The organism is Levilactobacillus hammesii DSM 16381 (assembly GCF_001434395.1).
Classification (GTDB): domain Bacteria; phylum Bacillota; class Bacilli; order Lactobacillales; family Lactobacillaceae; genus Levilactobacillus; species Levilactobacillus hammesii.
The window spans coordinates 56,083-70,210 of the sequence record NZ_AZFS01000061.1; the positions used below are offsets into that span (position 1 = coordinate 56,083).

Annotated in this window: 11 protein-coding genes; all 11 read right to left on the reverse strand. The window is 50.4% G+C overall.

What is annotated here, in order from left to right:
• Positions 1-234 precede the first annotated feature (234 nt).
• Positions 235-846: a sugar O-acetyltransferase gene (locus FD28_RS09030; RefSeq protein ID WP_057734718.1), complete on the reverse strand. Its 612-nt coding sequence runs from the start codon at positions 844-846 to the stop codon at positions 235-237.
• Between the two features lie 96 nt (positions 847-942).
• Entirely contained in the window at positions 943-1,941 is a 999-nt protein-coding gene (locus FD28_RS09035; protein WP_057734719.1) for a GW dipeptide domain-containing protein, read from the reverse strand.
• A gap of 86 nt (positions 1,942-2,027) precedes the next feature.
• Positions 2,028-3,446, reverse strand: coding sequence for a C69 family dipeptidase (locus tag FD28_RS09040; protein ID WP_057734720.1), 1,419 nt, complete (start codon positions 3,444-3,446; stop codon positions 2,028-2,030).
• A 368-nt stretch (positions 3,447-3,814) separates the two neighbouring features.
• Positions 3,815-6,565 carry an HAD-IC family P-type ATPase gene (locus FD28_RS09045; protein WP_057734721.1) on the reverse strand — a complete coding sequence of 917 codons (2,751 nt, stop codon included), beginning with the start codon at positions 6,563-6,565 and terminating at the stop codon, positions 3,815-3,817.
• A 432-nt stretch (positions 6,566-6,997) separates the two neighbouring features.
• The gene (locus tag FD28_RS09050; protein ID WP_057734722.1) at positions 6,998-8,557 is read right to left on the reverse strand and encodes a bifunctional metallophosphatase/5'-nucleotidase; all 1,560 of its coding nucleotides are present in this window, start codon (positions 8,555-8,557) and stop codon (positions 6,998-7,000) included.
• Positions 8,558-9,370 (reverse strand): phosphonate ABC transporter, permease protein PhnE, encoded by an 813-nt coding sequence (gene phnE / locus FD28_RS09055; protein WP_057734723.1) that lies wholly within the window; start codon positions 9,368-9,370, stop codon positions 8,558-8,560.
• Position 9,371: 1 nt separating this feature from the next.
• The gene (phnE, locus tag FD28_RS09060; protein WP_057734724.1) at positions 9,372-10,163 is read right to left on the reverse strand and encodes a phosphonate ABC transporter, permease protein PhnE; all 792 of its coding nucleotides are present in this window, start codon (positions 10,161-10,163) and stop codon (positions 9,372-9,374) included.
• A 12-nt stretch (positions 10,164-10,175) separates the two neighbouring features.
• The gene (gene phnC, locus FD28_RS09065) at positions 10,176-10,928 is read right to left on the reverse strand and encodes a phosphonate ABC transporter ATP-binding protein (protein ID WP_057734725.1); all 753 of its coding nucleotides are present in this window, start codon (positions 10,926-10,928) and stop codon (positions 10,176-10,178) included.
• A gap of 88 nt (positions 10,929-11,016) precedes the next feature.
• Positions 11,017-11,964 carry a phosphate/phosphite/phosphonate ABC transporter substrate-binding protein gene (locus tag FD28_RS09070; RefSeq protein WP_057734726.1) on the reverse strand — a complete coding sequence of 316 codons (948 nt, stop codon included), beginning with the start codon at positions 11,962-11,964 and terminating at the stop codon, positions 11,017-11,019.
• 338 nt (positions 11,965-12,302) lie between these two features.
• Positions 12,303-13,151: an aldo/keto reductase gene (locus FD28_RS09075; protein WP_057734727.1), complete on the reverse strand. Its 849-nt coding sequence runs from the start codon at positions 13,149-13,151 to the stop codon at positions 12,303-12,305.
• Between the two features lie 504 nt (positions 13,152-13,655).
• Positions 13,656-14,102: a MarR family winged helix-turn-helix transcriptional regulator gene (locus FD28_RS09080; protein ID WP_057734728.1), complete on the reverse strand. Its 447-nt coding sequence runs from the start codon at positions 14,100-14,102 to the stop codon at positions 13,656-13,658.
• Positions 14,103-14,128: the final 26 nt, after the last annotated feature.

The following is a 14,128-nucleotide window of genomic DNA, read 5'->3' on the forward strand; positions in this document are numbered from 1 at the left end:
TGACGGTCTTTGTCAGGCTTCAAACCGAGCCGGAGGACCGCTTCTCAGGCCGCAGGCGGTCCCCACAGCAGCCGGAATCTCTGGCAGCCATAGGTGGCTGACTTCCGCCTCATTTAATACACCCATACTATCTTAGCGAACCTTGATTAAATAGAGTTCACCTGCAGTACCATGATTAAAGCGTGATTCCCAACCATCAATTGGTTGGAAACCACGCCTTTTATTTGGACTAAATTAACGTAACATCTGTGCGATATCGCTGTTGCCCGTCTTCTCGGGCCCATCAAGCGGTAAGCCCTTGATGATTCTGGCGGGAACGCCGCCGACCATGACGTTGTCGGGCACATCCTTAGTCACTATGGCGCCGGCCGCAACCACGACATTATTGCCGATGGTGACTCCCGGCATAATCGCAACCTTGCCACCGATCCAGACATCGTGCCCGATGGTGACGGGCTGTGCTTGCGCCATGTAATCGCGCCGCTCAGCCGCCTGCAGGGGATGATTGACCGTATAAATATCGACATTGGGGCCGATCATCACGTGAGCGCCAATATTTACCGGCGCGATATCTAAGATGGTGAGATTGTAATTGCTCAGGAAGTCTTCACCCACATGAATATTCCGCCCATTATCGCAATTGAACGTTGCTTGAACGGAGACCCGTTCACCATGGCTGCCCAAGATTTCCTTGATCTTCGCCGTTTGAGCGGCGGGATCGGTCGCTGGAATCTGATTAAATTCCTGACAAAGCTGGGCCGCACGCGCCTTACGCGCAGCAACTTCCTTGTCAAGAAAGTGATAGGGCTCGCCAGCATCTAGTTTTTCTATTTCTGATTTTGCCATCAGCTTTCACCTCTCCCTTAGCTTACCACTTCGCGTCGACTCTAAGTCAAAAGGGTCAGCCGGAATACTCCGACTGACCCTTTATTTTGATCATGATTACGCAATCCAACCCGAGTGAATTGGAATGTCAATTTTACCTTCAGGCGAAATGGTCCCTTGGTAAGTCGCCCCGTGAATGTCAAACGTTGCCACCAGCTTGAACTTCAGCGTCTTAACTGGCGTTATCGCCTTACTAGACAGGACTTTACCAGTCGCACTCCGCGTGGTTTGATGGACTGCTTGACCATTTTGGTAGTCGTAGATCAGCGTCTGCGCGTTTTGCTTCAACATGACGACCCGTTGAATCTGCCCGTTACTAGTCGCAATCCCAATCTTGATGTGTGCACCGGAGTCCAGCGTGGCCACCGTCTTAGTGGCCGTTAAACCCCCGCGAGTCAGTTCACGTTTCACTAAGTTCGGGTAAGTGCCCTTAACGACAGCACTCGTCGGCAACCAACCAATCGCTTTACCCTTGGCCGTTTCGAAGTACAGATAATGCTTCTTGGTCTTGGTCGTTAGCGACTGGATCGCATACAGTGTCTGGTAACCATAGCTCGTCCCATAATGAATAGCCGCCGTGGTGCCCAGTGTTTTAGCCGGCATATTCCAAAAATCACGGGTCGTGGTTGGCCGCCAGTAAGCTGTCTTCTTCACTGACTTGAGCTGACTAATCTGCTGGTGAAATTTCAGCTTGCTGAGGGCCACGTAGCCACCAGCCAAACTCTTGGGCTTAGCCGTGGGTCCACTGTCCACCGTCCCATGTTGCAATGGCGAAGCTGTGACCTCGCTGAGCCGCACGTACCGCTTACCGCCAACCTTAACGACTTTATCGACGGTCCACTGTTTGGTCTTACTGTGCACGGTCCCCAAAACCTTGCTGTGTGCGTAAGCCGCGCGGGGGTAACTGTAGACCTTCGTGCCCTTAGCTTTGAACGTAAAAATCCGTTGTTGCGGGTATGCCGGCAACGTTACCCGTTTGGCGGCATGGGCCGTGGTGGCACCACCCCATAAAACCAACCCCAGGCTTCCGGCTAAAGCGAACTTTATCCATTTCATGAGTTGTCCTCCTAGTCTGTCCTCAACCTACTCTTCAATAATTAAGTATTCCTATATTTAAGGTCCACAACTGAACCCGAATTAAACTACAGATTTTGCCCCTTTTCCCAAGCCGTCTTGGACAGAAGCAACCCCTGCTTGACCAAGTCATTAAACAGCGCATGCGTCCGTTTGGAAACTTCCCCGGCAGTTTCGGCGTTGCTCTTCGTCAAGAAGTCCGTGGCGTCACCCTTAATAGCGGCATCCGTCGCGGCAACTCGAGCGCGACCATAGGATTGGCAGCCCTCACGAAAGGCATTGACGCTTTCGACAAATTCGTGGAAATGGGGTTCAATCAGGACGGATAAGGTCTTGTTTAACCAGTAAACATTGTCTACGGAAACCTCAGTCGTCGTGTTCTTGTAATCTACCGGTGTGTCCTTGATGTTGGTAAAGAATGGCACGTACGGTGCGTAAGCGAAGAAGCCCAGCGCAATCCACTGAATGGCGGCGTGATCGGCATCGACATCATTTCTGATCTGCAGAATGGACGAACACTGGTTACGGTCCATGGCAATCGGCCGGTACTTCTTCTGATCATCGGATGAGCCAGAAGCAAACGTCCCAAATGGATCGTAAGGCGTGCCATTATAGTGAGAAGACAAGAAGAACTCAACGTCTTCAATGGCAATCTTCTTGCTAGGCTGCCGCGTAAATGGCATGTCTTGGTCGGTCGGTTGTTGATCAGTAATTTCCGGATTAAACAACTTTTGCCCGTACCAGGTCCGTGGCGTGTTGTAGTACGCATCGTCTTCCCCATGCGTCCCAAAGATCTCACGGAAGTTAAAGGTCCCGGGCATTGGGTTCAAGTGATACTTGGCGACAAAATCAACCAAGTCCGTGGCAACCAAGAAGTTCGCGTCATCGTGCAAATCAATCTCTTGCATCAACGTCTGGTTGGGTGCAATCGCGTAGCTGTCTTCTGGTAAACGCATGGCTGCCCAGTGGTGACCACCGGCCGTTTCCAAATACCAGATTTCATTCTTATCGTTAAAGGCGATACTGTTACTCTCGCCCGTCCCGTACTTCTCAAGTAAGGCACCCAAACGTTGGGCCCCTTCCTTGGCAGACTTAACGTAAGGTAGAACCAGGGTAATCATGGCTTCTTCATTGATCCCATCATTTACCAGGGGATCGTAGCCCAAGACGCGGGCGTTCGTTGCCGTGGTTTCGGTGGCGCTCATTCCCACGTTAAATTCATTGATACCAGCTTCTTCGTATTGCCCATCACTCTGATCGGCTTGCGGAGTGCCCGTGTAGCGGTAAGCGTGGTCGGGTAGTGGCACGTTAACGCCAGTGACGATCGACGTAAACGTTGCCTGCTTTTGATCCGTGGCGGGATGCACCACGAACTTAATGGGGTTAATGGGCCCATACCCATCCTCGTTACGCGCAACAATCGTGGAGCCGTCCATACTGGCAGCTTTACCCACTAAAATCTCGGTACAATCGGAACTTTTCTTCACAGTGTTCCGCCTCCTTTGCTTACCAGTATAGAATTATCAGGTGCTAAGGGCTAGGTCTTTCCCCAAATTTCCCAAAATATCTGCGACCGATAGCCTACAGTGACGACCCGCGGTCCATCGACTCATGGGTGACACCGCCAACGGTCAAGCTTGCTACTAGTTTACGAGCCGTTTGTAAAAATAGCCACCAAAGCGACTTGCAAATTGGCAAGAACTACCTACGCGGGCAGGGATCACAGTCGATTTGAATGCACCTGTAGGGATGACAAAAAGGCCTGGCATAAACCGCCAGGCCTTCAAATCAAGTAACCAAATCCAGCAAATGAAGCACTGGTTTAGCTGTTTTGTTAAGACAAATTCCACGATGATTAGAAATTACGCTGTTCACGCACCACGGTTTGGTGATCGATGCGGTGGCGAATGGCCTTGGCAATTTCGGTCACGACCAGGACGACGACCCCGGCCAAGATCGGAATCCACCAACCATAGTAGAAGTTAACCGACGTGGTGTGGAAGACACTCTGCATCGCGGGCCAGTAAATAATCCCGGCTTGAAGCACCAACAGAATCGCCACAATCACGAAGCTCATCTTGTTTCTAAAGAAGTATTTCGAGAGAACCGGATGGTCGTTCTGCAAATTAAAGAGGTAGAAGACCTTCCCGAAGATAATCACGTTCAACGTCATGGTACTGCCAATCACAGCATTGAGGCCTTGATTGGTGAGCAAGTCGTAAGCGAACATCCCCAGTCCAGAAATTAGCAGTGAGACGTAAGTCACCTCGAAGACGTCCAGCTTGGAGAGAATTCCCCGTGTAACGTCTCGTGGTCCCCGTTTCATAATGCCGCTTTCCGCCGGTTCAAAGATGAAGGCGAACTGAATAGTCAGTGCCGAAACCATGTTGATCCACAACAATTGCGTGGGGAACAAAGGTAATGGCTGATCCATCAAGATACTGAGGACCACGATCAGGCCTTCCGCAAAACTCGTGGGCAGCAGGAACCGAATCGTCTTCCGAATGTTATCGAAGACGTGTCGACCTTCCCGCACGGCCCGCAGAATTGACGTAAAGTCATCATCGGCCAATACCATATCGGCGGAGTCCTTGGCGACGTCGGTTCCCCGAATCCCCATGGCCACCCCAATATCGGCCTGCTTCAGGGCGGGCGCATCGTTGACCCCATCACCCGTCATGGACACCACGTGGCCCCGTTGTTGCTGAGCCTTCACGATCCGTAACTTATCGGCAGGCGTCGTCCGCGCAAACACCGTGTATTGGTCAATCTTGGCGGCCAACTCAGCATCACTCAGCTCGGCCAATTCTGGACCGGTAATGGCCCGTGCCTTTTCGGATAAGTTTAATTGTTGCGCGATGGCGGCCGCCGTTTCGGGGTCGTCACCAGTGATCATCTTGACTTTGATTCCGGCATACCGCAACTGCTTCACGGCGTCAGCAACCCCGGGACGCGGTGGATCAATGATCCCGGCCATTCCGGCTAAATGAAAGTTCTGCCCGACAACGACGTCAGCCACGTCCGTCACATCCGCAGCAACTGGTTGATAACCCAAGGCCACCACCCGTTTCCCTTGCTGGGTTAACTGAGATAACCGACTTTGCCAGGCTGCCTGATCAACGGGCTGGCCCTGTTTAGCCATCATCTGCATTAACGTCTGTGGCGCACCCTTGACCAACAAGACCCGTTGGCCAGCGTGGTCAACCAAACGCGCAGAATACCGAATGGCCGAGTCGAACGGTAAGGAGTCAATCTCTTGGGGCGCGGGGTCTTGACCAACCAACTTATGGTACAACGCCGTCAGTGCGCCATCGGTCGGTTCACCCGTCAAGACCCATTGACCGTCTTCCTCATGGAATTCGGCATCGGAGGTCTGACCGGCAATCTGGACCAGCCACTCAAGGTCGCTGTCTTGCTGCCATGGTACCGTTTGGCCCTCATCATTTTCAATCTGACCGGTGGCGTCATACCCGATCCCGGAAACGGTATAGGTATCAGCGGCCGTCAACACGTCCGTCACGGTCATTTCGTTCTTAGTCAACGTTCCCGTCTTGTCGGTGTTCACGATATCGACGGCACCTAACGTTTCCACGGCAGGTAGCGTTTTGACAATCACATTTTGCTTGGTCATGGCTTGTGTCCCCATGGCCAGAACCACCGAGGTACTAGCGGGTAGCCCTTCAGGCATGGACCCCACGACCATCGTGATGACGGCGATCAGTAAGGCTGGCAAACTGTAAACGTGCGTGATCATCCCGAGAATAAACAGCAACGCTGCCACCACCAGAATCGCAATCGACAGGCCTAAGCCCAGACTATTCAAGTTCTTCATCAGGGGCGTCCGTTGTTGCTTCACTTCAGCCACGTTCTGTTGAATGTGCCCGATTTCCGTGTGTGTCCCGGTTAACGTCACAATTCCGCGACCAGAACCGTTGGTTACCGCCGTTGACGCAAACGCCTGGTTGGCGCGCTCAGCTAACGGTAAGTTGTCCGCCATCAAGGGATCTTCACCCTTTAAGACGGAGTCCGTTTCACCGGTTAAGGCCGATTCTTGAATCTTTAAGTTATCCGCGTCAATCAATCGGAGGTCGGCTGGTACGGTATCGCCGGCTTCCAGTTGCACGATGTCCCCGGTAACCAGTTCACGAGCGGGCAGCGTTACTTTCTGTCCGTCACGAATGACCACGGCTTCATTGACGAGGAGCGCTTTGATTCGGTCCAAGGCGTTATCCGCGGATTTTTCCTGAAAGTAACCGATAAAAGCGTTCGCGATGATCACTAACCCGATAACAATTGAATCGGAGTAATGGTGCATAAAGAACGTGAGCAAGGCGGCGCCCGCCAGGATATAGATGATACTGTTGTTAAACTGCTTCAAGAAGCGTAGCAAGTTCGATTGCTTCTTCGCAGTCAGTTCATTGGGACCGTTCGTCCGCAGGCGTTGTTGCGCCTCACCGGTACTCAGTCCTTCATCTTTATCCGTGGCGTAATCTACAAGTAAGGACTCAGTCGTTTGCTGCCATATGGGTGGCTGCTGGCTGGGTCCGGGGTCTGTATTCTCTGCTACTTCAGTTGGTGTTACAGTTGCTTCTGGGTCTTGTGCCATATATTTAGGTTCATCCTTTCTGGAAATGAAAAATTTTAACGGTCAGGGATCGGCAATGCAATATTCCGGTCGTGCAAGGCGTCCACCTCCAAATCTAAATTTTTGATGAGTTAATTTTACCAAGCTTTCATGAAAATTGCATCTTTTTCAAGTGTTTGCAATGCAAATTTAATATATAGGATGGTATTTTTGGGGTCATAATCACTCGAGCTGTTAGCTATTAGCCGATTCCCATCGCGGGAGCCGTCGATTGGCGACCATCACCTGCTTGCAATCCTAGGATTATATCATGAAAGTTCTCGCTAACCGCCGACAAAGCTTGTGTGCCATTGCACGGACTTCATCGACATGGCCCACTTAAACAAAAAAAACTGGTGAAAATCTTCCAATTAGGAAGGTTCTCACCAGTTTTCGAACGCACGTGACGCCGTGCTAAGAAATCACCTTAAAGTTTGTCTGTTCCTGTCCCATCACCACATCATGGTCGTCAAGATAGTTCATGATGAGTTCTGGCAAATCCGTACTGACTTCGCGAATAATCTTCCGCGCATTAAACATGGGATAATCACCCCCACCATTGCCGCGATACTGATTCATGGCAACGGTCAACGTCTGACTTGGTTGAACCGGGCTACCATGATAGTTCAGCTGAACCACCCGCTGGCCGACTGGCCGCCGTAGATCAAACGTATAGGTTAGGCCACTGTAAATGTCGTAATTGTAGAGCTGAACTTTGGGGGTGGTAAACGCGTCGTTAACGGTCACAGTACCATCTGCCGCGAGATCAAAGAAACTGGCGCATCGCTCCAATGCCAACCGAATATTTTGACCTGACAACTCCTCCACGACCAAAGTATTCGGGTAGCTGTAGCTATTCAGAAGCTCACGAATCGTGGGTTGGTGACTCAATCCACGAACATCATCATTAAACAAACTGGTTAACGCAATATCGGTCTGACCGGCCGCCATCTCCACGGTATTGACCAGCTGTAGGTAAGGGTGCCCGTGAAGGCGAGCCGCCATCGGATCTTTTACCGTCAAGCTGGCCCCGTCTAGTCGGCCAATTGGCTGATCTAACCAGCTTTGCACGCGAGTTTCCGTGTTTGCCACCAAGTTCGCTAACCACTCTGCCGGTTTGGCGGTTGCGGTTGAAAGTAGCCGTGCATCGTGCGCAATCACCCGTTTATTTTTATCCAAGGTGAGTTCAATGAGACCGACCGCAGCCCCCTTTTCACCGGGTTGCGTCGTGGGCACACCGTGGTAAATATCGGCCAACTGACGATGCTGGTGTCCCGTCACCAGGGCATCAATGCCAGGGACCTCTTGCAATAAGCGACAACCTTCATTTTCACCGGTCGCCCGTTCCGTCGGTTCCCCCGTTACGGGATCAGCTTCAAAACCGCCATGATAGGCCACTATGACAACGTCCGCCTGCTTTCGCAACCGGGGCACCCACCGTTTGGCAGTCGTGACAATCGATTCGAACTTAAGCCCCGTCAGATGGTCCGCTGGTTCCCAGGTGGGAACGTAAGCGGTGGTTAGCCCCAGAATCGCAATTCGGATGCCTTGACGCTCAATAATGGTATACGGCGCGTCAACGATCTGCTGCGCCTCACCCCCAATGATGTTAGCGCCCAAAAGGGGATAGTCGCGATCGCTTTCGGCCGTCTGCAGATAGCGCAAGCCATAATTGAATTCATGATTACCCAACACTCCCGCGTCATAATGCAAACTAGTGGTCAATTGCGTGAGCTGCTCACTGCCAGCCGCCGGGTGCTTCGCCAGATACGTGGTGAAGGGGGAACCCTGAATCCAGTCCCCATTTTCAATCGTAATCACAATCTCATCCGGTAGGGCCGCCTGCCGCGCTTCATCAATAATGGTTGCGGCCTTCAGGAGGCCCAATGGTTGCGTATCCACAATACTCAAATACTTGGTGGGGTAAACGTAGCCATGAACGTCACTCGTTGAGAGAATCCTAACCTTAACCATCTAGATCAACCTCTTTCGCAATTGCTCCGACAGTGAGTCAATCAGTAAGACCATCAGGACAATCCCCAGGAGAATGATGCCCACTCTTGGCCAATTCCGCGTCTGAATCGCAAAGATCATGGGTGTCCCGATCCCGCCGGCGCCCACCATCCCCAAGATGGAGGCGGAACGGACGGCGATTTCAAAACGATACAACGTATACGAAATAAATTCCGGCATAATGGTTGGCAAGGTTGCCAATATAAAGATTTGGGCACCATTTCCCCCGGCACTGGTGATGGCTTCCTCAGCTCCACGATCCATATTCTCGATGGCTTCGCTAAAGAGCTTGCCCAACATCCCGATCGAATGAATGCTAACCGCGAGAACCCCGGCGTAAGAACCCGGTCCCACAGCCTTGATGAACATAATGGCCAACACAATCTCGGGAAAAGTTCGGATCAAAGTCAGAACCACCTTGCCGCTTCCAGACCGAACGTGTAGCCACTCCTTACCACTACGAGCCGCCCAAAAGGCAAAGGGAACACTGATCAATGCCGAAATAAAGGTTCCCAGAAAGGCGATGGCGAGCGTTTGGAGAATTAACGAAACCAGGTCTTCCCCACTGCCGTTATACACGTACGACCAATCGGGCTGCACTAAGCCGTGAACGATGGATCGTGAGACGGATGCGGCTGACTCCTGAAGGCCCGTAAAATGTAGTCCCGTCACTGCCCAAGTGTAGACGACTGCAACCACCGCGAGCCACAGTAACCACTGCCACCGTCGCCAAAGTGTCAATGACAGGGGCTCCTTTGAAATTGTCGTTTGCATGTTAGAGTAAGACCCTCCTTAAGTGGTTGCTGATACCATCGATCACCATGACCACGACCAGTGTTGCCAGAATAATCACGGCCGTCTGGCTGTAGTTAAATTGATTGAGGGAGCGTTGCAAAAAGACCCCAATCCCGCCGGCACCTAAGTACCCCAATACGGTCGATGCACGGACGTTAATTTCTAACGTGTAGAGGAAATAACTGACAAATTGGTTGAGAATCTGTGGCAAGACCGCATACCAAATAATCGTCAGTTTATTGGCGCCCACCGATTCCAACGCTTCTAGTGGCCCCATATCAATCGTCTCGATCACTTCGTAGAAGAGCTTGGAAACCATCCCAAACGAGAAGATTGCCAAGGTAACGACCCCAGCCGTGGAGCCAATCCCGAAAATGGCGACAAAGATAGCCGCCAATAAAAGATCCGGTAAAGTTCGCACCAAATCTAAAATGAGTCGGATAATCCCCCGTAGCCACCGGTTGTGAACCAGATTACTGGCGGCCAATACCGCAAAAGGAACGGCAAATGCCGCACCGATTGTGGTTCCCAGAATGGCCATTTGAATGGTTTCGTACAACGGTTGTAAGATGACCGGCAGATAGTCCCAGGCCGGTCGAGACATGCGTACCAGTAAATCCGTGAATTGGCCTAAGTTGCTAAAGAACATTCCCACATCAACACCGGTCATGCGTGACGACGCAATCAATAAGCCGACCAATAGGAGGGTCCAGCCAATGGGCTTCACGTGCCACCGCTGTAACCAAGGGCGTTGTGGAACTTGACTTGTCATAACTATCCCCCCTTAAACGGTTTGGTAGACCCGATTCAGGTCTGCCTCGGTCACCTGGCCAATGGGCTCATCATAAACGACCTCGCCAGCCCGCAAACCGACGATGCGATCGGCATAGGCCCGGGCTAAGGCCACGGAGTGAAGGTTGACGATTACCGTGATGCCATCCTCCTGATTGAGCCGTTTCAAAATATCCATTACCGTCTTGGTTGTTAAGGGATCGAGCGAGGCAATCGGTTCGTCAGCTAGGATGATCTTAGGATCTTGCATCAACGTCCGGGCTATCGCGACCCGCTGCTGTTGCCCCCCAGAAAGCTCATCCGCACGCGCGTATAGCTTCTCTGCTAGACTGACCCGTTGTAAGGACTGCACCGCCTTTTGTTTATCGGCCGCACTGAACAGACTCAGAATGCTTTTCCAGGTGGGGTAATAGCTGACCCGACCGGCCAAGACGTTTTTAGCAACACTCGAACGTTTAACCAAGTTGAAGTTTTGGAAAATCATTCCAATCTTCCGGCGTAACAATCGCAAAGAACGTCCCTTATACTGGCTAATGGGTTCATTCTCAATTCGAATCTCACCGGATGTAATCTCGTGCATCCGATTGATGGTCCGCAGTAATGTGCTTTTACCCGCACCGGAAAGGCCCACAACAACCAAGAACTCGCCGCGTGGAATATCAAAGTTAATATCCTTTAAGCCGACCGTGCCGTTGTCATAAATTTTATTGACGTTTTTAAATGAAATAATTGGTGTGGCTTCCATTAATCTAATTCCCCCTATAAAAAAGAGCAGCAAAGGCGTCGCTATCGTCGCACCCCCCTGCTACTCATCTCATGACATCAATTCAGTTTTATTTATCGAGGGCTTTGGCCTTCTTGTCGTACTGGCGAATAATGTCAAAGTTGCTGTCCTTAGAATCGGTATAGCCTTCATGCGAGTAAACGCTGGAAATGATGGCATGCCCTTCCTTAGTCTTCGCAATCTGCTTAAACGCCGTGGCGATCTTCTTTTGCCACTTATCGGTCATGTCGCCACGTGCCGTAATGGTATCGTTTGGAATCTTCCCTGTGGTGTAGATAGGGACAACCTTACTCATGATGTCCTTTTGATCCTTCTTCACCAGGTTCCGCGCGCCTTGGAAGACAAAGGCTGCATCCGTGTTCTTGTTGTAAACGGAGAGCACCCCTTGGTCATGGCCTTTAACCGTTACCGTCTGAATCCCGGACTTGTTGATATTAACGCCGTGGTTCAGCATTTCAACTGCAGGATAGATCCAGCCGGCCGTTGAAGTGGTATCCTGAACGGCAATCTTCTTGCCCTTCAGATCCTTCACGGACTTAATCCCACTATCCTTGCGTACCAGGATTTGAGAACGGTAGTAGTTTACCAACTGGGTGCTTGGCTTATCGCCCGGTTCGGTCACGCCATATCGTTGGGCTTGCAGCAAGACCTTATCGTGATACTGCTTGTGAGCAAGGACGTAGGCGTCAGGTGGCAGGAAGCCCACATCAACCTTCTTCGATCCCATGGCTTCCACGATCGTGTTGTAGTCAGTAGAAACGCTGACGGTCACGGGAATGCCCAATTGCTTCTTCAGCAAGCCTTCCAACGGTTTGGCCTTAGCCTCAATGGTGCCCGCATTAGATGACGGCACGAACTCAACCGTCAATTTTTTAGGGGTGTACCCCTTGGATCCGGACGTGGACGCCGTGGTCTTCCCACAGGCCGCTAACGTCGCTGGTAAGACCAGTAATGCCGTGAAAACTAAAAGCCATTTTACCTTCTTGCTCAGGTGCATCTAGCTCACTCCTCAGTTATGTAATAGTCCTCTTTGACCACTTCTAATTCTAGCAGAGAACCGAACTTTTACAACGTTTTTCTGAAAAATAGGTCGTTTATAAATATATTTATGATAATAAATTGGCCTATTTTCAATAAGTAAACCGTAAAACCTGAACGATATATTTATTATTCGTTAACACTATCCTGGCGGCAAATCTAGTTAGTCCCAATACAAATAACCACAGAAACTAAGTGGCCCAAGTATGAATCAGGGCATCAAAAAAGATCGGTCACATGCATTGGCATGCAACCGATCTCAATCAGCAACAACTGATGATTCTGCTGTTAAATTAACTATCCCTGCGTTCCATTATGTTCGTGATTCTTAGCAGTGTCACTCAGTGAATTTAATTTCACCATATCCGCCGCTGCAATTGAAAAGTCGAGTTGTGCGTTAGCGTCGATATGGGCTTGACTCGTGGCCTTAGGAAGGGGTAAGACGCCATTCTCTAAGACAAACCGCAACGCCAATTGTGCGGGAGACACATGGTACTTGTGTGCCATTTCGGTGACATCTGCGTTCGCCAACATATCACCGGTTGCCAATGGCGAGTACGCTTCAACTAACATCCCGTGATCTTGTGCGAATTTCGTAATCTTAGGCTCCGTGTAGCCCACGTAGTACTGAATCTGATCTACCATCGGGGCGACCTTGGCGTGACTCAAGATATTTTGTAAATCATGCGTATTGAAATTGGAGACGCCAATCGCCTTAGCCTTGCCGCTGGCATAGATCTTTTCCATGGCTCGCCAAACCTCGAGGTTGCCCGCATCACAGTCCTTACCAATTTCGGACCATGGCCATGGCGCGTGGATCAGGTACAGATCGACGTAGCCCACGTCCAGATTTTTCAAGGTGGTGTCAAACGCATCCAGTGCGCCCTGATAGGTCTTGATCTGTGCCGGCAATTTCGTCGTCACAAAGATCTCGTCGCGTGGAATTCCTGAATCGCGAATGGCCTTGCCCACACTGGACTCATTAGCGTAAGCTTTCGCCGTGTCAATGTGGCGATATCCCGTCTTCAACGCATTGGCGACCGCATTGTAAGCCGTGTCACCACCGGGAATCTGCCAAGTCCCAAACCCCACTTGTGGAATCTGTGTGCCATTAGCCAAACTAAACGTATCCGTTAAAATTGACATTCTTGACCCTCCAATTTTATTCAGTAACTAGGATAAGTATACGCTTTCTTTACACATGAGCGGTCAATTTTGCTTTTTAAAACGTTCGGGATTTCAAACAGATTTCAATAAAATTGCGGTTCCAGAAATTTGTAATATTACAAATCAAGAGAATCGCCCAAAACCCTTGATTTCTTTGTTATTATAAAGATGTCGTAAAACAATTGCTTAACAACCAGACGACAAACTAAAGCTTTTTTGGTAATAATTGTTAAGGTACCCGGAAAATGCCTTAATAATTAATTGTCCAAATTGAATATTAACCTCATTGAATCAGACTAAATCCCAGTTCGATTCAATGAGGTTAATTTTTTTTGCACTTTTTTGGCAAGTTCAAAATTGAACAATTGTCCGATTTTCCCTCTCTACTGGGCTATCCGACAAATCAGGCGCTTCAGGAGTCGAAAAACACTGGTAGCCCAAAGCAAGCCCACGAAAATATCGTGGGCTTGCTGGTCTAATTGCCTATTCATGATAAACGTTCTTATTTCCCGTCAATGTGCCGGCCAATTGTTGTAACACTCGGGCCAATTCAGCGCGATCAGTATTAGAGTAATCTGCCAGCTTTTCCCGAAAAGCAGCCTCCCGGGCAAGTTTAATCTGCATCAAGCCACGTTGTCCCTGAGACGTAAGCGTCACCTGGCGAACCCGTTTGTCACGGCGTTCGGCTTCCTGAATCCATCCGGCGGTCATGAGCTTATCGACCTGACGACTAACGGAGGAGTGGTTACGACCAATCTGATCAGCCAGTTGGCCAATACTGATTCCCGGCTGGTGGCCCACACGAACAACAATGGGTAATGCCGCGGGCTCCAACGGCACATCTGCCTGCTGCAGTAAGTGCCGATCCTGTTGGGGTTGATTAAAAAACGTCACAATTTCAAATAGGGCTTCAAAAATTTCATTATCCATACTTGTTAGTATACCAGAAAGATGCT

Coding starts and splice junctions, on each gene's coding strand:
- phnC (WP_057734725.1), bottom strand. CDS start 10,928: ATGGAAGCCACACCAATTATTTCATTTAAAAACGTCAATAAAATTTAT.
- phnE (WP_057734724.1), bottom strand. CDS start 10,163: ATGACAAGTCAAGTTCCACAACGCCCTTGGTTACAGCGGTGGCACGTG.
- FD28_RS09050 (WP_057734722.1), bottom strand. CDS start 8,557: ATGGTTAAGGTTAGGATTCTCTCAACGAGTGACGTTCATGGCTACGTT.
- FD28_RS09045 (WP_057734721.1), bottom strand. CDS start 6,565: ATGGCACAAGACCCAGAAGCAACTGTAACACCAACTGAAGTAGCAGAG.
- FD28_RS09075 (WP_057734727.1), bottom strand. CDS start 13,151: ATGTCAATTTTAACGGATACGTTTAGTTTGGCTAATGGCACACAGATT.
- phnE (WP_057734723.1), bottom strand. CDS start 9,370: ATGCAAACGACAATTTCAAAGGAGCCCCTGTCATTGACACTTTGGCGA.
- FD28_RS09080 (WP_057734728.1), bottom strand. CDS start 14,102: ATGGATAATGAAATTTTTGAAGCCCTATTTGAAATTGTGACGTTTTTT.
- FD28_RS09035 (WP_057734719.1), bottom strand. CDS start 1,941: ATGAAATGGATAAAGTTCGCTTTAGCCGGAAGCCTGGGGTTGGTTTTA.
- FD28_RS09070 (WP_057734726.1), bottom strand. CDS start 11,964: ATGCACCTGAGCAAGAAGGTAAAATGGCTTTTAGTTTTCACGGCATTA.
- FD28_RS09030 (WP_057734718.1), bottom strand. CDS start 846: ATGGCAAAATCAGAAATAGAAAAACTAGATGCTGGCGAGCCCTATCAC.